The following is a 20,847-nucleotide window of genomic DNA, read 5'->3' as shown; positions in this document are numbered from 1 at the left end:
TTCCATGATTCAGCGTTGCGCCATCGCGGCGACGATGCGTGCGCGCGCGATCTCGGCGATGCCCCGGCGCCCTTCCACGTCCTGCAGCCGGATCGGCTCCAGGAAGTGCACCTCGGCCACCCGGCCCGGTTCGCCGAGCAGGCGCAGGAAATTGGCGAAGAAGCTCTCGTGCGGGCCGAACGCGATCACCGTCTGCGCCGAGCCGCCGGCGCCGTAGCGCACCGCCACCGGCTGCACCGCCACTTCGGCCTCCACCGCGGCCTGGAAGATGCGCGCGTGGAACGGGCCGACATCGTGGCCGCCGCGGGTGCGCCCTTCCGGGAACACGCCGACCGAGCGCCCCGAGCGCAGCCGTTCCAGCATCGCCTGCAGCACCCCGCCCAGCGATTCGGTGTTGCCGCGCTGGTGGAAGATGGTCTGCCCGCGCGTGGCCAGCCAGCCGACCAGCGGCCAGCCGGCGATCTCGCGCTTGGCGACGAAGCCCATCATGCGCTGGCTGTGCAGCATCACGATGTCGATCCAGCTGACGTGGTTGGCCACGAACAGCACCGGATTGGGCAACGGCGTGCCGACCCGGCGCACACGCAGGCCGAAGATGCGCAGCAGCCAGGTCGACCACCAGCACACCACGCGGTCGCCGAACGATTCGACCCCGGCCCGGCCCGGCGACAGCGCCATGCACGCCAGCAGGAACGGCAACGACAGCAACACGTGCAGCGCCAGCAGCGGAATGCGGTAACCGTAACGGACCCAGCGCAGCGCCTCGCCGTGTTGGCGCGTGGCGGGTGAGGAGAACTCGCTCATTCTGGTCAGGGTACCGGAAGCCGGGAGGGAAGCACCTTATTGTGTCAGCATGAAGACGGTTACGGCTGAGTGCACGCTAATCGCGTGCGATCACCGCCAGGGTCAGCCGCGACACGCACACCGGCTTGCCGGCCGCGTCCTCGACGCGGATCTCCCAGACCTGGGTGGCGCGGCCCACGTGCAGCGGCCGCGCGGTGCCGGTGACCGAGCCGGCGCGGGCCGCCCGCAGGTGGTTGGCGTTGATCTCCAGGCCCACGCAGATCCGGTCAGCTCCGACGCACAGATTGCCGGCGCTGCTGCCCAGGGTTTCGGCCAGCACCACCGAGGCGCCGCCGTGCAGCAGCCCGTACGGCTGCAGCGTGCGCGCATCGACCGGCATCGTCGCGCGCAGCCAGTCCGGCCCGGCCTCGGTGAAGACGATGCCCAGATGCGCGATCAGGGTGTCGCGGGCGGCGGCGTTGAGGGCATCGAGATCGACGGGGTCGCGGAAAGTCATCTTGGGTCCGGGATTAGGGATTAGGGATTCGGGATCGGGAATTCGCCAGCGGCTCTCCCTCAAACAGTACTACCGCTTTTGCCAATCCCGAATCCCCAATGCCCAATCCCGGCCCTCAAAGAATCGGCACCAACCCCGAACCGAATGCCGTCAGCATCCGCACCAGCAGCCACTTCGGGCCGACGTTGACCTCGGGGAAGTCGCCGACCGCGCTGTAGCAGCGGTGGAAGCCGGGATCGCGCCGGGTCAGCGGCGCCGGGCATTCGGGGCCGGGCTGGAATTCGTAGTTGGTGGCGTAGCGCCATGGCCAGAAATCCAGCACCGGCAGCGCCTCCGATGCCTTGCCGAGGCTGTAGTTCAGCCCCGACAGCACCGGCGGCTTGGCGCGCGGTGCGACCGTCCACGAGTTCGATGGCTCGATGTCGCGCAGGATGCTGGCGGCCAGCGCCTGGGCGAAGGCCGGGTCGTCGATGATCACCGCGCCCTCGGTGTTGTAGTTCTCGCTGCGCGGATCGAAGTTGTGGGTGCCGATCACCGCGATGTGCCGGTCCACCACCAGCGACTTGGCATGCAGGCCCATGCGCGCGCCCTCGCGGGTCACCGGCAGCGGGCGGTTGGCCGCCCGACGGCTGAGGAACGACGGGCGCGTCTCGGTGCGCAGCACGCGGCGGTCGACCTGGCTGCCGTCGGCGCGTCGTCCGCTGCCGCCCGGGCTACCGCTGCCGCCGCCGCTGCCGAGCGCGCTGGAACGGCCGGCGGCGCTGCCGCCGATCAGCGGATTGCGGCCACCACCGTCGGCCACGTCGGCATCGGGCAGCAACGGCGACGGCAGCAGGTTGGCGTAGTTCACCGGCGCGTCCAGCGGGAACGGCTTGTATTCGTAGATGTCGAAGCCGAGTTCGCGCAGGTTGCGCCGCTTGTACTTGTACGACAGCGCGTACACCACCGGGTTGTCGGTGGAGGCCAGGCTGTTGGTGGCGACGATGATCTTGGGCGGCGTGGGCCGCTTGCGCAGGTTGCGGAAGATCTCCTGCGCCGGGTCCGACAGCACCAGGTAGGGCGTCTGCAGGATGATCTCGCGCTGCGCGCCGGTGATCAGGCTGACCCGCTTGGGCACGGCCACCGCCAGCGCCCGCTTGGATGCGGCATCGCGCCGGTGCTTCTGCGGCGGATCGGCGACGTAGCTGACGTTGCTCACCGGCAGCGCCGGCAGCACGAAGGCGTCCTCGACGAAGGCCGGATCGGCCGCCTCCTCGCTGACCCGCTGCACCCGCTCCGGACGCAGGAACTGCGCCGGCGGCATCGTCGGCACGCCGTCGCGCAGCAGCAGCTTGCCGACGTCGTTGAGCCGCGCTACCGGCACGCTGCGCCGCGCCGCCCAGTACGCATCGAAGCTGGCCGCCATCTCGCGCGCCACAGGGCCGGCCACCAGCACGTCGCGGTCGCGGAAGTTGTACTCGGCGTCCCAGTCGTAATAGTCGTCCTGGTAGTTGCGCCCGCCGACCACGCCGACCGCGTCGTCCACCACCAGCATCTTGTTGTGCATGCGCTGGTTGAAGCGGCGGAAGCAGCACACCACGCTGGCGGCGTAGTGGAAGTAGTTGGGCTTGGCCAGGCCGAAGGTGGGGTTGTAGATGCGCAACGAGAAATTCTGGTGGGCGCCGGCCAGCGCGCCGAGGATCTGCAGGTCGGAGATCGCCGACAGCTGGTCGATCAGCACCCGCACCTGCACGCCACGCCGCGCCGCGGCCAGCAGCTCGTCCATCACCAGCCGCGCGCTGTCGTCCTTGTCGAAGATGTAGGTCTGCAGGTCGATGCTGCGGCTGGCGCTGCGGATCAGGTTGACCCGCGCCACCAGCGCTTCCTCGCCGTGGTCCAGGATGGTGGCGTAGTGGTGCGGCGCGGCGTCGCCGGATGCGGCGAAGGCCTTGCCGGCCAGCGCGCGCAGCGGCGAGGCCAGCGCGCAGTGGTCGCTTTGCGTGCAGTCGACGCGGCCATCGCGCGCCGCCTCGGCGATCGCCACCGCGCGGCCGTGCTGGGCCTGCGACAGGCTCGCGCAACCGCTGCCGAGCAGCATCGCCGCCAGCACCAGGACCCTCAACCACGCCGTCACCGGGCGTCCGCTCCGGTCAGCCGTGCGCGCAGCACGAAGGTGACCCGATCGCTCAAGGCCAGATCCCACTTGTCCATTCCATAACGTCCACGCAGAACCGTACCGCGGCTGATCACATCGCAATCATAGCCTGGACGGCTGCAGGCCGACGGCATCATGGTCAGGGTCTCGGTATGGCCGACCCCGCGGATGCTCAGCGTGCCGACCAGCGCGCCGCCGGTGGTCAGCAGTTGCGGGGAGAACGGTTGCGAATCGAAGGACACGGTCGGAAAGCGTTCCGCGTCGAAGAAATCCTCGCCGCGCATCCAGCCGGTGTAGCGCGGCTTGCCGGGAATCTGCACGTAGGCGGTGAACAGGCGCAGGCGGACCTGGTGGCGGCCGTCGGGCAGCATCTCCACGGTGCCTTCGAAACGCGGGAAGAAGCCCTCGATGCGCTGCCCGAAGCGGGTGCGGATCTCGAAACCGAAGCGCGACTGGGCCGGGTCGAAGGCATGCTCCCCCGGCGACAGCGGCGGCGCCTGCGCGCGGCCCCAGCCCGGCACCAGGCACAGCGACAGCAGCGCGGTGCACAGCGCCGGGCTCAGGCGCCGGCGCGGTGCGTTCAGGGCCACCAGAACGCGGTCAGTCGGGCGACACCCGGCTCGATCGCCGCGTCCTGCGGCACCGTCAGCACCACCACGCTGGCGGTGGGCATGCCGCGGTAGTCGCCGGACTGGCCGCTGTGCATCAGCGCCGCCAGCTGCTCCAGGCCCGGGTTGTGACCGACCAGCAGCAGCCGCTCGACGTCGCGATGCTCGTCCATCAGCGCGGCCAGGGTGCCGGAGGTGGCCTCGTAGATCCGCGGCTCCAGTCGCTGCTCGGCATAGCCGGTCACTTCCAGCACCGCTTCCAGGGTCTCTCGCGCGCGCCGCGCGGGCGAGCACAGCACGCAGTCGGGCACCAGCCGCTGCTCCAGCAGCCAGCGCCCGGCGGCCTCGGCCTCGGCGATGCCGTGCGGCGACAGCGGACGGTCGAAATCGGCCTGGCCGGTGTCGGCCGGCTCGGCATGGGCATGGCGCAGCAGGATCACTTCACGCAGGACGATGGTCATCGGTCAGGCCTTCTTGAGCCACTTGAGCAAGGGTTCCCAGTCCTGCTGGTGATCGCGCACCTGAGCGGAACGGTAGTCGAACAGGCTGCGGCCGAGGCCGACCAGCACCACGTAGGCCTGGCTGTCGCGCAGCTGCGCCAGCACCGGATACGGCCAGCCGCCAAGCATCTCCAGCGCCTGTTGCGCGGCGTGGGTCCACGGCTTGCTGCGGTTGATCACCAACCCCACCGGCAGCTTGCGCTGGTGCACCCGCGGCACCTTGGCCAGGGTATTGAGGAAGCCGACGGTGGCCTCGATGTCCAGCGCCGACGGCATCACCGGCACCACCACCGCATCGGCCTCGTCCAGGAACTGGGCCAGGTCTTCGGCCATGGCGCCGGCGGCGGCGTCGACGATCACCCGCTGGGTGTCGTCCGGCAGCGCCGCGCGCCAGTTGCGTTTGCGGCTGGCGTCGATCGGCAGCACCGCGCTGTCCAGGCCGGCGCGGCGCTCGGCCCAGCGGGTCGAGGAGCCCTGCGGGTCGGCATCGGCCAGCACCGTGCGCTTGCCGGCCAGCGCGTAGTACGCGGCCAGGTGCGTGGCAATCGTGGTCTTGCCCACGCCGCCCTTGGAGCCGGCCACCAGGATCGTCTTCATGCGCGCCTCGCTTCCGGAAGAAGAGGCCGCAGCGTACACCGGCCCCATGTTGGCCGGTAGTCAACGCGTAGCGGGCGGGGCGGCGCGTTGCTATCGTGGCGGCCCCACGGCAACGGATCGCCCATGAGCGAGCTGCAGGACCTGACCGCGCTGATCCGCGCCAACACCCCCCTGATCGTCATCGAGACCCAGGAGGAGGCGCGCATCGTGGCGCTGTTCCGGCAGGCGCTGATGCAGGTCTGGCGCGCGCTGTACCGCTGGTCGATCACCGAAGGCCTGCGCCGCATCGACCTGGACCGCGAGGACGAGCCGAGCGGCCCGCCCGACGCCAGCGCGGTGCTGCAGGCGATCAAGCAGGCCGACCAGCGCGGCATCTACCTGTTGCTGGACGTGGTGCCGTACCTGGGCTACGCCAGCCACCAGCGCCTGTTGCGCGACATCGTCGAGCGCCGCCACTGCCAGCCGCACGTGCTGGTGCTGATCGGCGCCAGGATCGAGCTGCCGGCCGAGCTGGAAGCGCTGGCCACGCGCTTCAACCCGCGCCTGCCCGACGCCAACGCGCTGTTGAAGATGGTGCAGGAAGAGGCCGCCGGCTACGCGCGCGAGTTCGGCGGGCGCCGGGTCGAGGTGGATGGCGAAGCGGTCAAGCAGGTCGTGCGCAACCTGCAGGGGCTGAGCCTGATCGACGCGCGTCGCATCGCCCGCCAACTGATCTACGCCGACGGCGCGCTCAACGCCGCCGACCTGCCGCAGCTGGCCAAGCTCAAGTTCGAGCTGCTCAACCGCAGCGGTCACCTGCACTACGAATACGACGCCACCCGCTTCGCCGACGTGGCCGGCGCGCGCCGGCTCAAGCGCTGGATCGAGCAACGCCGCGCGGTGTTCGCCGGCGCCGCCCCGCCCGGGCTGGACCCGCCCAAGGGCGTGCTGCTGCTGGGCGTGCAGGGCTGCGGCAAGTCGATGCTGGCCAAGGCCACCGCCGCCGGCTTCGGCGTGCCGCTGCTGCGCCTGGACTTCGGCTCGCTGTACGACAAGTACCACGGCGAGACCGAGAAGAACCTGCGCGGCGCGCTGGCCGCGGCCGAGCAACTGGCGCCGTGCGTGCTGTGGATCGACGAGATCGAGAAGGGCCTGGCCAGCGGCGGCGAGGACGGCGGCGTGTCGCGGCGCGTGCTCGGCTACCTGCTGACCTGGATGGCCGAGCGCGGCGGCACCGCCGCTGGCGGCGGCGTGTTCATCGTCGCCACCGCCAACCAGGTGCACGAACTGCCGGCGGAACTATTGCGCAAGGGCCGCTTCGACGAGATCTTCTTCGTCGACCTGCCCGATGCCGACACGCGGGTGGAATTGCTGCGCCTGCACCTGGCGCGGCGCAAACTGCGCGAGGACGACTTCGCGCTGCCGGCGCTGGCCGCCGCGGCGAACGGTTTTTCCGGCGCCGAGATCGAGCAGGCCATCGTCTCCGGCCTGTATGCGGCGCATGCCGAGAGCCGGCCGCTGGACACCGAGCTGCTGATGCAGGAACTGCGTGGCACGCGGCCGCTGTCGGTGATGATGGCCGAACAGGTACAGGCGCTGCGCGAGTGGGCGCGCGAGCGCACGGTGCCGGCGGATTGAGTGGCCGGCTGGGTTCTGTCTAGCTGCGGAAGGTGCTTCACCCTCGAGCCGGGTTTTGCCTGTAGTGCCCTCCTAGCGCCGCCTACGGCGCCCGACTCGCGATCGCGCACGCCGAAACGGAAAGCGTCAGCCCAGCGCCCCCAGCAGCCACGCCCATGCCGGCAGCGTGGCCAGCGACAGCAGGATGCCGTAACCGACCAAGGCCGCCGCCAGCCGCGGCGCCAGCCGGTGCGAGATCGCCAGCGCCGCAGCGGTGATCATCGTCGGCATCGCCGATTCGAGCACGTTGGCCTGCAATGCCTGTCCGCGCAGGCCCAGCGCCCACGACAGTGGCCAGGCCAGGGCGGGCAACAGCAGCAGCTTCAGCAGCAGGCCCGCGGCGAGCGGCTTGAGCTCCTCGCGCGGCAGCCGCAACTGGATCGAGAAGCCCACCGCCAGCATCACCAGCGGCAGCATCGCATCGGCCAGATGCTGCAGGCCCGAGGCGATCCACGCCGGTGGCTGCGCCGGCATCAGGGTCAACGCAAACGCCAGCGCCCACAGCGGCGGGAAGCGGGCCATGCGCAGCAGCGTCTGCCGCAGCGACGGCGGGGTCTCGCCGCCGTAGCGGGCCAGCACGTACAGGCCGAAGCTGGACAGCAGCACGAAGGTGCCGAACTGGTCGTAGACCACCGCATACGGCAGCGCCGTCTCGCCGAGCAGCGCGCGCACCATCGGATAGCCGATGAAGCTGGAATTGCTCAGGCCCACGCACAGCAGCAACGCGGCGTGCTCCTCGCGGCGCAGCCGCAGCGGCCGGCGCAGCGCCAGCACCGCCAGCACGGTGACGCCGGCCAGCAGCCACGGAGTCAGCATCAGCCCGAGCAGGGACAGGTTCAACTGCAGGCGCGGCACGTAGATCAGCACCGAGGCCGGCAGGCACAGGTACAGCACCACGCCGTTGAGCACTTCGGTGGTGTTGACCGGCAACACGCGCAGGCGCGCGAACAGCATGCCGAGCGCCAACATGGCCAGGATCAGGGCGAACGCGTCGAAAGCCATCGGTACAACGGGAATGTGGCGGGTCCGCGGGCATCATCGCATGCGGTTGCCGCTTAGTCGGTCGAGGCCGAATGCACCGTGCGGCACGACGGTGCTAGCGCACGCAACGTTCCCGCGTCGGGGCTGAAGCCCCTCCCACAGTGCACCCGGCCAGCTTGACGCAAGCCCCTGTAGGAGCGGCTTCAGCCGCGACGAACGGAGCGATGCACATGACGATCGCGCACACCGTCGAGCCGAAGACCCTGCTGCAGTGACCCAGCCACGCCATCCCTAGCTGTAACGGTGGCGGCGACTCAGGCCACAGCGCCAGGACAAGCGCAGCTCAGGGCCAGGCGGGCGGCTTGGCCTGCCAGGCGGCCTGCACGTCGGCCAGGCTGGCGCGTTCGTCGTCGCGCCAGGCCGGCAGCAGCTTGGCGAAATCGGCGCCGGCGCCCCACTGGTCCGGCCAGGTGCGCACGGCGGCGGCGTACCACTTCACCGCCTCGTCCTTGCGATCCAGCCGCCACAGCACCAGCGCCAGCGTCGGCGGCACCCAGTCCGGCGCCGCGGGACGTCCGTTGACCAGGCCGCTCCACTGCGCCAGCGCGCGCGCCGGATCGCCGGCGCGCAACAGGTCCCAGCCGTAGTTCCACTCGATCTGGCGGCGCTGCGCGCCGGCGCTCAAGGCACGCAGCGCCGTCTGGTACAGCTCTTCGCCCAGTTCGCGGCGCCCGCCGGCCATGGCGATCGCCGCCAACTGCGCGCGTGCTTCGACCGCGTTCGGATCGCGCTGCACGGTGCTGGCGAGACGATCGACCAGCGCCTCGCCGCTGCCGGCGATCGCCGCCACCGGCCGCGTGGTGCTGCGGTCCTGGTCGAAATAGAACTCCTTCGGCGCCGGCAAGGCCTGCGCGTGCGCATCGACCGCGGCCGTGCCCACCCAGGCCAGCATCGCGGCCAGTGCGTATTTATGTGCATTCACTGCTGACAACCCCTTGGAGGTGGTCCCCTCCCCCATCCGCATCCTAACCGCGTCCGCCGCCGGGGGCGAGGGGCGGGCGCACAAAATGCCGCTGATACAATCGGGGGATCGTGCCCGGCCTGCGCCGCGCGCGCGCCAGCCTTCCATCTCCAGGCAAGCCATGAACCGCATCGCCGATCCGCGTCCGCCGTCCTCCCTCGCCGTGCCGGCCGCCGCCGGCGTCGACGCCGGCTACACCCTGGAGCACAAGTACACCCGCACCGACGGCCGCATCTATCTTTCAGGCGTGCAGGCGCTGGTGCGCCTGCCGTTGATGCAGCAGTTGCGCGACCGCGCCGCCGGACTCAACACCGGCGGCTTCGTCAGTGGCTACCGTGGCAGCCCGCTGGGCGGCTTCGACCTGGAGCTGTGGCGCGCGCGCAAGCACCTGGACGCGGCCAACGTGAAATTCCAGCCCGGCCTCAACGAGGACCTGGGCGCGACCATGGTGTGGGGCACGCAGCAGACCAACCTGTTCCCCGGCGCGCGCGTGGATGGCGTGTACGCGATGTGGTACGGCAAAGGCCCGGGCGTGGACCGCTGCGGCGACGTGTTCAAGCATGCCAACGCCGCCGGCACCTCGCGCCACGGCGGCGTGCTGGCGCTGGCCGCCGACGACCACGCCTGCCGCAGTTCGACTCTGCCGCACGGCTCGGAAGAGGAATTCGTCAGCGCGATGATGCCGGTGCTCAACCCGGCCGGGGTGCAGGACATCCTCGACCTGGGCCTGCTCGGCTGGGCGATGAGCCGCTACACCGGGCGCTGGATCGGCTTCAAGACCATCGCCGAGACGGTGGAATCCTCGGCCTCGGTGGAAGTGGATCCGTTCGCGCGGCAGATCGTGCTGCCGGAGGATTTCGCATTGCCGTCGGGCGGGCTCAACATCCGCTGGCCGGACCCGCCGCTGGATCAGGAGATGCGCCTGCACCGCTACGCGGTGCGCGCCGCGCAGGCCTTCGCCCGCGCCAACGGCGTGGACCGCACGGTGATGGATTCGCCGCACGCGCGGCTGGGCATCGTCACCACCGGCAAGAGCTACCTGGACGTGCTGCAGGCCCTGGAATACCTGGGCCTGGACGAACGCGCCTGCCGCGACATCGGCATCCGCGTGTACAAGGTCGGCATGACCTGGCCGCTGGAGCCGATCGGCATCGCCGCGTTCGCGCAGGGCCTGGACGACATCGTGGTGGTGGAGGAGAAGAAGGCCTTCATCGAGCGGCAGATGAAGGAGCAGTTCTACAACTGGCCGGCCAGCGCCGGGCCGCGCCCGAGCATCGTCGGCAAGTACGACGAGGCCGGCGAGTGGATCCTGCCGTCCACCGGCGAGCTGACCCCGGCGACGATCGCAGCGGTGATCGGCAAGCGCATCCAGCGGTTCTTCAACACCGAGTCGATCGAGCAGCGGCTGCGCTGGATGGAGGCCAAGGAAGCGGAGATGGCCCTGCCGCGCGCCAATTTCCCGCGCGTGCCGCATTACTGCTCCGGCTGCCCGCACAACACCTCCACGGTGGTGCCGGAGGGTTCGCGCGCGCTCGGCGGGATCGGCTGCCACTACATGGTGACGTGGATGGACCGCTCCACCGACACCTTCACCCACATGGGCGGCGAAGGCGTCACCTGGGCCGGGCAGGCGCCGTTCACCGACACCCCGCACGTGTTCCAGAACCTGGGCGACGGCACCTATTTCCACAGCGGCTCGCTGGCGATCCGCCAGTCGATCGCCGCCGGCGTCAACATCACCTACAAGATCCTCTACAACGACGCGGTGGCGATGACCGGCGGGCAGCCGGTGGACGGCACCTTGAGCGTGCCCGACATCGCCCGGCAGATGCGTGCCGAAGGCGTGCACACCATCGCCCTGGTCAGCGACGACATCGGCAAGTGGACGCGGCGCCGCGAGCAGTTCCCCAGCGAGGTCGAGTTCCACGACCGCGGCGAGCTGGACGCGGTGCAAAAGCGCCTGCGCGAGGTCAAGGGCACCAGCATCCTGATCTACGACCAGACCTGCGCCACCGAGAAGCGGCGCCGGCGCAAGCGCGGCAAGCTGCCCGATCCGGCCAAGCGCGTGCTGGTCAATTCGCTGGTCTGCGAGGGCTGCGGCGATTGCGGCGAGAAGAGCTTCTGCGTGTCGGTGCTGCCGAAGGAAACCGAGTTCGGGCGCAAGCGCCAGATCGACCAGTCCGGCTGCAACAAGGACTACTCCTGCGTCTCCGGCTTCTGCCCCAGCTTCGTCACCGTGCATGGCGGCGCGCTGCGCAAGGGCCGCAAGGCCGACGCGGCCACGCTGCTGCAGGACCTGCCGCCGCCGGTGTTCCGCAGCGACCTGGCGCAGCCCTGGAACATCCTGATCACCGGCGTCGGCGGCACCGGCGTGGTCACCATCGGCGCGCTGCTGGGCATGGCCGGACACCTGGAAGGCAAGGGCGCCAGCGTGCTCGACCAGACCGGACTGGCGCAGAAGGGCGGCGCGGTCACCACCCATATCCGCCTGGCGCGCCAGCCCGAGGACCTGCACGCGGTGCGCATCGCCGCCGGCGAGGCCGACCTGGTGCTGGGCTGCGACATGGTCGTGGTCAACGACTACTGGGCGCTGTCCAAGGTGCGCGGCGACCGCTCGCAGGTGGTGCTCAACACCTACGAAGCGATGCCCGGCACCTTCACCACGCATCCGGACATGCAGTTCCCCGCGGCCGACATCATCGCCGGCGTGCGCCTGGCCTTGGGCGGGCGCGAACCCCTGCTGCTCGACGCCACGCAACTGGCCACCGCGCTGCTCGGCGACGCCATCGCCAGCAACCTGTTCATGCTCGGCTACGCCTGGCAACAAGGTCTTGTGCCGCTGTCGCACGACGCGCTGATGCGCGCGATCGAACTCAACGGCGCCGCGGTGACGATGAACCAGCAGGCCTTCGCCTGGGGCCGCCTGGCGGCGCTGGACCTGGCCGCGGTGCAGCAGGCCGCGGGCATGCCCAGCAGCGTCGCCGCCGGAGCCGAACCCGCCGCGCAACGGCTGCAGCAGCTGCCGCCCGGCGAGTGGGAAGGCCACGAGGGCGGCGCCAGCGCCGCGCCGCGCAATCCGCAAAACGCACGCCAGGCGCGCGACCTGCCCGCCGCCGGCGATGCCGCCGACACCGGTCACGCGCCGCTAGACGACACCCGCCTGTCGCGCTCGCTGCACGAACTGGTCGCGCGCCGCCGCGCGTTCCTGGTCGATTACCAGGACACCGCCTACGCCGCGCGCTACGCCGCGCTGGTGGAACGCGTGCGCGAGGCCGAGCAGCGCGTCGCCGCCGGTTCCACCGCCTTGACCGAGGCGGTGGCGCGCTACGCGTTCAAGCTGATGGCGTACAAGGACGAATACGAAGTGGCGCGGCTGTACACCAGCGGCGATTTCCAGCGCCAGCTGCAGCAGCAGTTCGACGGCGCCTATTCGCTGCGCTTCCACCTGGCGCCACCGCTGCTGGCCAAGAAAGACGCGCAAGGCCGCGCGCTGAAGCGCGAGTACGGGCCGTGGATGTTTACCGCGTTCAAGTGGCTGGCCAAGCTGCGCGTGCTGCGCGGCGGCGCGTTCGACCTCTTCGGCTACAGCGCCGAACGCCGCGGCGAACGGCAGCTGATCGCCGACTACGAACGCACCGTGGGCGAACTGCTGGAACGGCTGGCGACGGACAATCTGGCGCTGGCGGTGGAGATCGCCAGCGTGCCGGAACACATCCGCGGCTACGGCCACGTCAAGGAAGCGCATCTGCACGAGGCCAAGCAGCGCGAGGCGCGGCTGCTGGCGACCTGGCGCAATCCGAAGGCGCTGCATATCGTGCAGGCGGCTTGAATAATGGAGGCGCGCGCAACGCAGCAACGGCGCTTGGGGCCGAAGCTCCTCCTGCACTGCGCCCCGCACGCTCTTGTAGGAGCGGTTTCAACCGCGACCTTTTGTGTGTCGGCTAGTCAACCAGGTCGCCGATCGGACAAACGCGGTCGCGGCTGAAGCCGCTCCTACAGTGCACGGGCCAAGCATCCGGTTTTCCATAAAAACCGCTGCCGGCATCGTGCCGGCAGCGTTCTAGAGGACAGAGCGAAGCGCGTTGATCGCGGCGGGCGATTGCGACTACGCCCGCGCGATTGCAAGGGTCACCTCACTGCGCTATCAAACCCGCGGATCAGTCGGCGTGCCGCGGCCCGAACCGTAGCGGTCCGAATGGAAGGCCTCGCGCACCGCCGCCTTGGCCTGCTGCCAGGTCAGCCGCGAGCGATCCTTGGCGCGTTCCCAGCCGCTTTCCAGATCCGATTCCAGGCGGTCGTCCCAGTCGCGGTCCTGATAGCGGCTGCGCGCCTGGATGCCGTAGCGGTAGGCAGGACGGTAGTCGTCGTAGCCGGCATCGGGATCGCGGTAGTCGACGCGGTCGAAGCGCTCGGCGTAGTAGCGGTCGCTGTCTTCGTAAGTGCGATAGGTGGTGTCGGCGCGCTGCCAGGAATCGCGTGCCGCCAGGCGCGCGTCTTCCCACTCCAGGCGCGATTCGCCGCGGCGCGTGCCCCAGTCGCGCGACAACTCGGTTTCGTTCTCTTCCCAGCTGCGGGTCGGATACTGCTCGCGCGCCTGCAGGCCAAGACCGTAAGCGGCCGCGTAATCGCGCTCGTAGTCGTAGTCGGACTTCACGTAGTCGCGGTTGCGGTATTCCTCGCGCCAGTATTCGGCCTCGCCGGTGGGGTCGATGCGTTCGGCCACGCCCTTGCCCGCGGCGGCGCCGGCGACCACGCCGACCGCGGCGCCGATCAGCGTGCCGAGCGGTCCGAACACGGTACCGGCCAACGCACCGGCGGCAACGCCACCCGCGGTGCCACCGATGCCGACGCCGACCGGATGCGAGCCCGGCGTGCCGGAGATGGGATCGCGATTCAGATCGCGTGCTTCGTTGTTGCTGCTCATTGGGAACGCTCCGCAGTTGATGGGATCACCGGCCATCTGCATCGGCCCGTGGTGGTCGCACAGTGGCGAACGTCCGGTTAATCCCTCGTGCCACCGGGGTGAGCGCGCGATGAGGCTGCACGCCCCCGTCCTCACGTGCCCGCAACGTCGCCTCGGCAGGCGGCGGCGCGGCAACGCCATGCTGCGGTGCATCCACTACCCGCAGGCTCCGTGCAAACGCGACCATCGCCGTATCGGTGCGCTGCCACATGCACTGCATCGGCTGCACGCGCCACGCGCCGCACGTTGCATCGCACACCGATCACGCCGCCGGGCCGCGGCTGACTTCGCGCAGCACCGCGCCGTAGCCACGATACAGATTGGCTGCAGGCAACTGCCCGTGCGCGTGCATCCAGCGATGCACCGCCGGCAGACGGTAGAACGGCACGCGCACGTGCTGGTGGTGTTCGATGTGATAGTGAATGGCGTGCGGCCCGCAGAAGAACGTCTGCCAGCTGCGGCGGACGATGCTGCGGGCGTTGCGGCGCTGGTCGGCGCAGGCAGGATAGCCGGCATGTTCGGCGATGGCGCGAATGCGCGCGAACAATTGCAGGAAGGTCAGCGCCGGCAGCAGCCACAGGCCCAGGTACAGCCCTGCGTGGCCGAGCGCGGCGAGCGTCCCCAGCAGCACGCCGTTGCTGACCGCGATCGAGCCCAGCACCAACGGCAGATGGCCGGCCGGCGCCGACGCGCCGGACTCGGAAGCACGCGCGCGGCGCCGCCGCAGCGCATCGCGCACGGCGAGCACGTAGCCGATGCCGGTAACATCGCGCAGCAAGCGCGCCGCCAGCCGACGCCGCGAGACCGGGTAATCGGCAATGCCGAACACGATGGCCACCGGATCGTCGTCGGCCATCGGCGCGCGGTGGTGTTGCAGATGACCCTGGCGATAGGCGAACAGCGACAGGAACAACGGCCCGGCCGCGCACAGTTGCGCCAACCGGTCGTTGTGCGTCTGCCGCCGCGCCAGCAGGCCGTGCGCGCCCTCGTGCATCATCACCGCCAGCGCCAACTGGGTGCGCGCCACCAGCAGCGCCGCCAGCAGATACACCAGCGGGTGCGGATAGCGGATCGCCGCGGCGAAGCACAGCGCGATCATTGCCCAGTCCAATGCCAAGGCCAGCGCGCTGCGCCACGGGCTCAGCCGGCGCAATGCCGGCGGCAAGGCAGCGATCATGCGCCCTGCTCCTGCCGCAGCGGTACGGGAGCGGGTGCGGGAACGGCAGCATCGGCGCTCGACACGCATTGCCCACGCGCCAGCGCCAGGATCAGTTGCACCCATAGCTGCAGCCGCGCGGGCGCATCGAGCGGGGCCGGCTCCGGCGCGGGCGGCAGCGGTTCGGACTGCAGCGCACGGCAGGCCACTGCCACCGCCAGCGCGAACGCCTCGCCATCGCCGCGCCACACCACGGTCCGGTGCGGCAGCCCGCAGGCCGCAGCGCGGCGCGCATTGCGCTGCTGTTCGGGCTGCTCGGTGAGCAGCAGCAGGATCGGCCGCCGATACACCTGCGCCACCGACAGCGCGGCCATGCCCGGCGCCGAAACCAGCAGCGTGCTGGCGGCAGCGCAGGCGATCCACTGCAGATCCTCGCCCACCCAGCCGGCGCGATCGGCATAGCCTTCACCGACCCGGTGGCTGTGCAGGCCGGCACGCTGCAGGCCCTGCTCCAGCGCCTGCGCCAAGGCCGGATCGCGGAAGTGCGGATTCAGGTACACCGCCGCGGTCGGTGCCTGCGGCGGCGCACCTGGCATCGCGGGTGCGGCCAGCGCGACCGGGGTAGGCAGGCGGAAACGTCGGCCGCACGCCTGCAGCCGCGGCTGCGCGAAATCGTGCTCCAGTTGCCCCGCCGCCGCGTCGATCTGCCAGCCGATCAGCCGCGCGAACAGCGCCGCCACCCGCCGCGGCAGGCGCCCGTCGAAATTCCCCTGCAGCGCCGCGCGCAGGCTGGCGCCATAGACATGCACGATCCTGCGCCGCCAGCCCGGCAGCATGCCCATCACCAGCAAGGCCGGATGGAACGAATCGTTGAGGATCAGGTCAACGCCGCGCAGGCAACGCCGCAGCCGCAGGATGTCGCGCAGCATCCGTGCCGGGTGCAGCAGGTAGGCGGCGACATTGGCGTCGGTCGCGGCCGCGCGCATGTTCTGCCGCGCATCGAACTGCACGGCGTAGCGCGGCGACAGCAGCGCGGCTTCGATGCCGAAGCGGCGCAGGAACTGCACACCCGCCTCGGAGGTGGTCAGCACATCCACGTGCGCGCCCTGCGCGCGCAGCGCGTGGGTCAGCAATTGCGCACGCATCAGGTGCCCGCGCGCATCGGCGGTGGCCAGGTACAACAGCCGCGGCGCGCTCAGCGCCACACTGCGCCGCGCACGCGCAGCAGCAACCCGGCCAGGTACATGCCCAGCGCGCCGCTGACGCCGAAGGCACGGTCGATCCGCCGCACCTGCGCCAGCAAGGCGCTCAACGCCGGCTGCTCCTGCGCGCTCACCAACCGCTGCAGGATCTGCCGGCACTGCCGCACGTGCCGTTGTTCGTCGCCCAGCACCCGGCTCAGCAAGGGTTGCAGCGCATGCTCGGCAGGCAAGGTCGCGCAATGCCGTTGCAGCACCCGCGACGCCATCTGCTCGGCGCACAGCCCGATCGCGAACGCCGGCACCAGCAGCCCTTGCGCGAAGGCGCCGGCATAGCGCTCGGCCAGGCGATGCCATTGCGCGATCTTGCGCCTGCTCAGTGGATCGGGCCGGCGCGAGGGCTGCAGGTCGCCACGCGCGGCCAGCGCGGCGGCGAACGCCTGCGCATGCCACTGCTCTTCCTGCAGGTGCCGGTCCATCAGCGGCACCAGCCAGGCCGGCCGCTGCACCGGCACTTCGCGCTGCAACGCCAGTTCGGTGGCTTCCTCGCCGATCAGGTACATGCGCAGCAGCAGGCGTTCGCCGGCGACGCTGGCATGCAGTTGCCGCAGCGCGGCACGCTTGATCCGATCGACCAGCCACGCCTGCCAGCGCAGCGGGCCGTGCAGCGGCGGCGGCTCCAGGTCGCGCAGGGTGGCGATGGTGGCGCCCTCGCCCTCGGGCAGCGCCGTCACCGGCTGCCGCTCACGCGCGGTGATAGGACAGCGCCTGCGCATCGGCCTGGCCGCCACGGCGCCAGCCCAGTCCGCGCGCCAGCGCGCCGGCCATGTCCACCGCGGAGAAGCCGGCGATCAGCAGCAGCGCCGCGCACCAACGCAGGCCGCGCAGCGGCGGCAGGTTCTGCCGGTTCAACGCACCCACGCTGAACCACAGGCGCGAGGCGAGCACGCACAGCGGGCCGAGCGGGCCACTGCGGCCGAGCCAATGCAGCGCACCGGGCAGGTAGGCGCGCACCAGGTGAGGCGTCAGGCCCAAGGTGTCCTGGCCGCGCCACCAGCGCAGCTGCAGTGCCTCGCGTCGGGTATCGGGCAGCCGGTGCACGGTGTGCGCCTGCGCCGCGTAGTGCACCGCCACCCCGGCCGCCTGCAGGCGCAGCCCCAGCACCTGGCAGTGCGCGCGGTACACGCCGTCCAGCGGCTGGTAAGCGTGCTGGGCGAAAACCTCGCGCCGGAACGCCACGTTGTTGGCATAGAAGTTCCGCGTCGCCTGCGCCTGCAACGGACTAGGGAAGTACATGAAGTCCAGCGTGGTCAGCGCGGTGCCGAGCACGTCGGCACGGTAGCTGGTGCGGCCGGCCACCGCCGCCGGCGCGGGTTGCTGCGCGAACGGCTGCAACAGTGCGGCCAGCCATTCGCGATCCGGCAGGCAGTCGGCGTCGGCGAACACCACATAGTCGCAGCGCTGCGGATCGGTGGCGGCGAAGCCGGCGTTCTTGGCGTCGTAATAGCCGGTCGCCGCGTCGATGCAGACGAACCCGATCGGGCGCCCGGCGATCGCCACCAGCGCCGCGCAGGCCGCTTCGCTCAAGCCATCGTGGGTCACGATCAGTTGCGCCAGCGCGTCCAGCGGCACGCTCTGCGCGGCCAAGGCGCGCATGACCCGCTGCAGGCTCGCCTCGGCGCGCACCGCCGCCGCGTCCCCGCCACGCAGATTGTTGGTCTCCAGGACCAGGGCGCTGCGTGCGGCAATGAGCATCGACATCGAACAAGTCCCGGTAGGCGTCCATGGCCCGCGCCGCGCACGACCGCATGGCCTGCGCGCTCGAACGGGAGGGGACGGCAGCGTCCCTGAAATCGCAGCGCGACTATACCGGGGAACCGCGGTGCCCGCTGCGCAGGCGCCGTGCCGCGGCAGGAACCGAACGCGCCTTTACGAGTTAATGCGGACTCAGCCGCGCCGCCACACCAGGCAGCGATTGTTCGCCGGCATCGCCGCGTCCTCCTGCAGCACCAGGCCCTGCGCCTGCGCCAGCGCGGCGACAGCCTCGAAGTCGCGGATCCCGCTCGCGGCATCGCGCGCCTTCAGCCAGGCGTCGAACTCGCGGTTGCTGTCACTGCTGAAGGTGCCGCCGTAATTGAACGGCCCGTACACCGCCAGCGTGCCGTCATCGCGGTCGGCCAACAACGTGCCGACACCGGCGAAGAACGCCTGCACCGCGGGCCAGCCCATGATGTGCAGCGTGTTGGCGGTGAATACCGCATCGTAGCCGGCGCTCGGCCATGGCCCCTCCTGCACGTCCAGGGCCAAGGCCGGCGGCGTGTTCGGCAATGCCGCCGCGTCCAGCCATTGCGCGATGCCGGGCAGGTGCTCGGCGCGCTCGCTGCATTGCCAGGTCAGCTGCGGCAAGGCGGCGGCGAAATGCACCGCGTGCTGGCCGGTGCCGCTGCCGATCTCCAGCACATGGCGGCGATCGGCGAAATGCCGCTGCAGCACCTGCAGGATCGGGTCGCGATTGCGGTCGCAGGAGGGGGCGTAGGGTCTATCGTTCATCGCTCATCGCCTGGGTGTGGCCTGCGCGCGTGCCACGGCCGCGCGCAGGCGGGTCGCGGTCAACTGCGCGAACGCACGAAGATGCGCTTGCTGCCGCCTTCGTTGCCGCGCTCCTCGAGTTCGAACTGCGCCGACAGCCGGCGCAGCAGGTCGCTGAGTTTCTTGTGCCCGTACAGGCGCGGATCGAAATCCGGGCGCACCTTGTTGAGATAGCTGCCGACGCTGCCGAGTCCGGCCCAGCCCTGGTCGTCGGAGGCTTCCTCGATCGCCTGGCGCAGCAGTTTCAGCGGTGCCGACAGCGGCGCGGCCTTCGCATCGGCCGGCGCAGCGGGCGCCGCCGTGGTTGCGGCCACGGCCGTCGCCTCGGGCTTGGCCGTCTGCGCAGCCTGCGCACCTTGTGGCGTCTTGCGGCCCTTGCGCGCCGGTTTGGCGACCGCCGCTGCCGGCTTGGACGGTTCGGGGCTGGCCGCCTCGCTGCGCAGCACTTCGGTGTAGATGAACTTGTCGCAGGCCTGCACGAACGCATCCGGGGTCTTGCGTTCGCCGAAGCCGTACACGGTCGGCCCCTCCTCGCGCAGGCGCTGCGCCAGGCGGGTGAAATCGCTGTCGCTGGAGACCAGGCAGAAGCCGTCGAAACGGCCGGTGTACAGCAGGTCCATCGCGTCGATGATCAGCGAGCTGTCAGTCGCATTCTTGCCGCTGGTGTAGGCGAACTGCTGCACCGGGCTGATCGAGTGCTTCAGCAGCGCCTGCTTCCACTGGGTCATGCGCGTGCTGGTGAAGTCGCCGTAGATGCGTTTGACGCTGGCCACACCGTATTTGGCCACTTCGGCCAGCAAGCCTTCGATCACCGACGGTTGCGCGTTGTCGGCATCGATCAGCACCGCCAGGCGCGGCTGGTCGTCGTCGGTCTCGGATCTGGAACGGGTTTTCATGGCAAGGACCTGCGTGGAAACGAAAGCGGCGGCGCCGAGCGCAGCGTGGTGACGCCGGCGCGCTCGGCGCCAGGCCCCACTGTGCCACTCCGGCACAGCGGCGGCCAGTCTCGAAGAATGGCGGCGGTCGCCGCGTCGCCAGGCGCGATCCCGCTGTCAGGGCGTTGCCGCAGGCGCGGGCGGCAACTGCAGATGCTTGTGGAAGAAGCGCGCGATCACCCGCAAGGCCTGCTGGCTCTCGGGCAGCGCGTCATTGAGATGGAACGCATGGCCCATGCCGTCCCACACGTGCAGATCCGCTTCGCGGCCCAGATCGACCAGCCGCGAATGGGTGTAGGCGACATTGCTCAGCTCGGCCGCACGCGTGCCGGTGATGAACAGTAGTGGCGGAAACTGCGCCAGCACCGCATCGGAAAACACCGGCGACACCAGCGGATCGTGGAAATCCACGTCTGCGCCGTAGTACAGGTCCTCCATGATCGGCAGCGCGCCCTGCACATCGGGCAGCGGCGCATCGTTCACCGCCGCCACCACATAGCGCGAATCGCCGCGGTAACGCGCATCGCCGCCGGCGCAGAACATGCCCGCCGCGGCCGGCATCGGCAGCTTCTCCTTGGCGAACCAGGCCAGCGACTCGCCGGTCAGCACGCCGCCGGCCGAGCAACCGAACAGGCCGATGTGCTGCGGCGCATAGCGCTTGAGCGCTTCGCGATACACCGTCGCCACATCCTCGCTGGCCGCGGGAAACCTGTGTTCCGGCCCCATCCGGTAGTCGACGCTGACCACGGTGACGCCGGTCATCGCCGCCACCGGAATCGCCTCCATCATGCCGAACGAGGCGGCGCTGCCCATCACGAAAGAACCGCCGTGCAGTTCGATCAACAGCCGCTGGCGCTGCGCCGGCGACGCAGCGCGCGGCTGCACCAGCGTCACCGGCACGCCGTTCCAGGTCGCGGTGGTGATCTTCACGCCATAGCGCTCGCGCAGCGGCTCCACCACGCCTTTCGCCCAGGCCTCGGTCTCGGCGCGGATGCGCGGCAGTTCGCGCGCCAGCGTGGCGTTGTCCATCTTCGCCAAGGGATCGCCATGGGCCATGCCGTCGCGCGCCACCGCCTGCGCTTGCGGGCTGAGGAACGGCGACAGCGGCAGGTCGAATGCGGGCATGTGGCGGATGCCGTCGTGCGCCGCAGCCTCGGCGGCGATCGCCACCGGAGCCGCCAGGCTCGCTAGCAGCGCGAACAGCGCCG

At 70.4% G+C, this 20,847-nt stretch carries 18 protein-coding genes; 2 read left to right on the top strand and 16 right to left on the bottom strand.

The features are described 5' to 3' along the window. Window positions 1-9: 9 nt before the first annotated feature. The 6 genes from HEP73_RS01185 to HEP73_RS01160 form a co-directional block, all read right to left on the bottom strand. Window positions 10-804, bottom strand: a complete 795-nt coding sequence (locus HEP73_RS01185; RefSeq protein WP_185821809.1) for a lysophospholipid acyltransferase family protein — start codon at window positions 802-804, stop codon at window positions 10-12. Window positions 805-880: 76 nt separating this feature from the next. Further along, entirely contained in the window at window positions 881-1,300 is a 420-nt protein-coding gene (locus tag HEP73_RS01180; protein ID WP_185821808.1) for a hotdog fold thioesterase, read from the bottom strand. Between the two features lie 115 nt (window positions 1,301-1,415). Continuing rightward, on the bottom strand, window positions 1,416-3,413 hold the full coding sequence (locus tag HEP73_RS01175; protein WP_185821807.1) for a phospholipase D family protein: 1,998 nt from the start codon (window positions 3,411-3,413) through the stop codon (window positions 1,416-1,418). Continuing rightward, entirely contained in the window at window positions 3,410-3,964 is a 555-nt protein-coding gene (locus tag HEP73_RS01170) for a YceI family protein (RefSeq protein ID WP_458309668.1), read from the bottom strand. Before HEP73_RS01170 ends, HEP73_RS01175 begins: the two co-directional genes overlap by 4 nt. A gap of 50 nt (window positions 3,965-4,014) precedes the next feature. Further along, the gene (locus tag HEP73_RS01165) at window positions 4,015-4,491 is read right to left on the bottom strand and encodes a SixA phosphatase family protein (RefSeq protein WP_185816444.1); all 477 of its coding nucleotides are present in this window, start codon (window positions 4,489-4,491) and stop codon (window positions 4,015-4,017) included. A gap of 15 nt (window positions 4,492-4,506) precedes the next feature. Then, window positions 4,507-5,139: a ParA family protein gene (locus HEP73_RS01160; protein ID WP_185821806.1), complete on the bottom strand. Its 633-nt coding sequence runs from the start codon at window positions 5,137-5,139 to the stop codon at window positions 4,507-4,509. A gap of 123 nt (window positions 5,140-5,262) precedes the next feature. On the opposite strand from HEP73_RS01160, the gene HEP73_RS01155 reads away from it, so the two are divergent. After that, window positions 5,263-6,756 (top strand): AAA family ATPase, encoded by a 1,494-nt coding sequence (locus tag HEP73_RS01155; protein WP_185821805.1) that lies wholly within the window; start codon window positions 5,263-5,265, stop codon window positions 6,754-6,756. A gap of 126 nt (window positions 6,757-6,882) precedes the next feature. Here HEP73_RS01155 and HEP73_RS01150 read toward each other — a convergent pair whose 3' ends face one another. Further along, on the bottom strand, window positions 6,883-7,797 hold the full coding sequence (locus HEP73_RS01150; protein WP_185821804.1) for an AEC family transporter: 915 nt from the start codon (window positions 7,795-7,797) through the stop codon (window positions 6,883-6,885). 322 nt (window positions 7,798-8,119) lie between these two features. Then, complete coding sequence (locus HEP73_RS01145) at window positions 8,120-8,728, bottom strand: tetratricopeptide repeat protein (RefSeq protein ID WP_185823246.1); 609 nt, start codon at window positions 8,726-8,728, stop codon at window positions 8,120-8,122. Between the two features lie 190 nt (window positions 8,729-8,918). Here HEP73_RS01145 and HEP73_RS01140 point away from each other — a divergent pair, with 190 nt between their 5' ends. Next, window positions 8,919-12,626, top strand: coding sequence for an indolepyruvate ferredoxin oxidoreductase family protein (locus HEP73_RS01140; protein ID WP_185821803.1), 3,708 nt, complete (start codon window positions 8,919-8,921; stop codon window positions 12,624-12,626). 315 nt (window positions 12,627-12,941) lie between these two features. Here HEP73_RS01140 and HEP73_RS01135 read toward each other — a convergent pair whose 3' ends face one another. From HEP73_RS01135 to HEP73_RS01100, 8 genes are all read right to left on the bottom strand, one after another. Next, the gene (locus HEP73_RS01135) at window positions 12,942-13,721 is read right to left on the bottom strand and encodes a hypothetical protein (protein WP_185814821.1); all 780 of its coding nucleotides are present in this window, start codon (window positions 13,719-13,721) and stop codon (window positions 12,942-12,944) included. A 301-nt stretch (window positions 13,722-14,022) separates the two neighbouring features. Continuing rightward, entirely contained in the window at window positions 14,023-14,937 is a 915-nt protein-coding gene (locus HEP73_RS01130; RefSeq protein ID WP_185821802.1) for a fatty acid desaturase family protein, read from the bottom strand. Then, a complete protein-coding gene (locus HEP73_RS01125) occupies window positions 14,934-16,121 on the bottom strand; it encodes a glycosyltransferase family protein (RefSeq protein WP_255423625.1) in 1,188 nt (395 codons plus the stop codon). Before HEP73_RS01125 ends, HEP73_RS01130 begins: the two co-directional genes overlap by 4 nt. Continuing rightward, complete coding sequence (locus HEP73_RS01120; protein WP_185821801.1) at window positions 16,112-16,849, bottom strand: hypothetical protein; 738 nt, start codon at window positions 16,847-16,849, stop codon at window positions 16,112-16,114. The genes HEP73_RS01125 and HEP73_RS01120 overlap by 10 nt, the downstream gene beginning before the upstream one ends. 10 nt (window positions 16,850-16,859) lie before the next feature. After that, window positions 16,860-17,876 carry a glycosyltransferase family 2 protein gene (locus tag HEP73_RS01115; RefSeq protein WP_185821800.1) on the bottom strand — a complete coding sequence of 339 codons (1,017 nt, stop codon included), beginning with the start codon at window positions 17,874-17,876 and terminating at the stop codon, window positions 16,860-16,862. A 186-nt stretch (window positions 17,877-18,062) separates the two neighbouring features. Continuing rightward, window positions 18,063-18,665, bottom strand: a complete 603-nt coding sequence (locus tag HEP73_RS01110; RefSeq protein ID WP_185821799.1) for a DUF938 domain-containing protein — start codon at window positions 18,663-18,665, stop codon at window positions 18,063-18,065. A gap of 59 nt (window positions 18,666-18,724) precedes the next feature. After that, window positions 18,725-19,600 (bottom strand): NYN domain-containing protein, encoded by an 876-nt coding sequence (locus HEP73_RS01105; RefSeq protein WP_185814815.1) that lies wholly within the window; start codon window positions 19,598-19,600, stop codon window positions 18,725-18,727. A gap of 156 nt (window positions 19,601-19,756) precedes the next feature. Further along, the gene (locus HEP73_RS01100) at window positions 19,757-20,842 is read right to left on the bottom strand and encodes an alpha/beta hydrolase (protein WP_458309667.1); all 1,086 of its coding nucleotides are present in this window, start codon (window positions 20,840-20,842) and stop codon (window positions 19,757-19,759) included. Between the last annotated feature and the right edge of the window lie 5 nt (window positions 20,843-20,847).

Origin of the sequence: Xanthomonas sp. GW, assembly GCF_014236815.1 — a bacterium.
Lineage (GTDB): Bacteria > Pseudomonadota > Gammaproteobacteria > Xanthomonadales > Xanthomonadaceae > Xanthomonas_A.
The sequence above is the reverse complement of the archived record's forward strand: the minus strand, read 5'-3'. Positions and strand labels throughout refer to the sequence as shown.

Bases quoted from the DNA above. Each gene is read 5' to 3' on its own strand.
- HEP73_RS01185 (WP_185821809.1), bottom strand. From the start codon at position 804: ATGAGCGAGTTCTCCTCACCCGCCACGCGCCAACACGGCGAGGCGCTG.
- HEP73_RS01180 (WP_185821808.1), bottom strand. From the start codon at position 1,300: ATGACTTTCCGCGACCCCGTCGATCTCGATGCCCTCAACGCCGCCGCC.
- HEP73_RS01160 (WP_185821806.1), bottom strand. From the start codon at position 5,139: ATGAAGACGATCCTGGTGGCCGGCTCCAAGGGCGGCGTGGGCAAGACC.
- HEP73_RS01155 (WP_185821805.1), top strand. From the start codon at position 5,263: ATGAGCGAGCTGCAGGACCTGACCGCGCTGATCCGCGCCAACACCCCC.
- HEP73_RS01150 (WP_185821804.1), bottom strand. From the start codon at position 7,797: ATGGCTTTCGACGCGTTCGCCCTGATCCTGGCCATGTTGGCGCTCGGC.
- HEP73_RS01145 (WP_185823246.1), bottom strand. From the start codon at position 8,728: ATGCTGGCCTGGGTGGGCACGGCCGCGGTCGATGCGCACGCGCAGGCC.
- HEP73_RS01140 (WP_185821803.1), top strand. From the start codon at position 8,919: ATGAACCGCATCGCCGATCCGCGTCCGCCGTCCTCCCTCGCCGTGCCG.
- HEP73_RS01135 (WP_185814821.1), bottom strand. From the start codon at position 13,721: ATGAGCAGCAACAACGAAGCACGCGATCTGAATCGCGATCCCATCTCC.
- HEP73_RS01130 (WP_185821802.1), bottom strand. From the start codon at position 14,937: ATGATCGCTGCCTTGCCGCCGGCATTGCGCCGGCTGAGCCCGTGGCGC.
- HEP73_RS01115 (WP_185821800.1), bottom strand. From the start codon at position 17,876: ATGTCGATGCTCATTGCCGCACGCAGCGCCCTGGTCCTGGAGACCAAC.
- HEP73_RS01110 (WP_185821799.1), bottom strand. From the start codon at position 18,665: ATGAACGATAGACCCTACGCCCCCTCCTGCGACCGCAATCGCGACCCG.
- HEP73_RS01105 (WP_185814815.1), bottom strand. From the start codon at position 19,600: ATGAAAACCCGTTCCAGATCCGAGACCGACGACGACCAGCCGCGCCTG.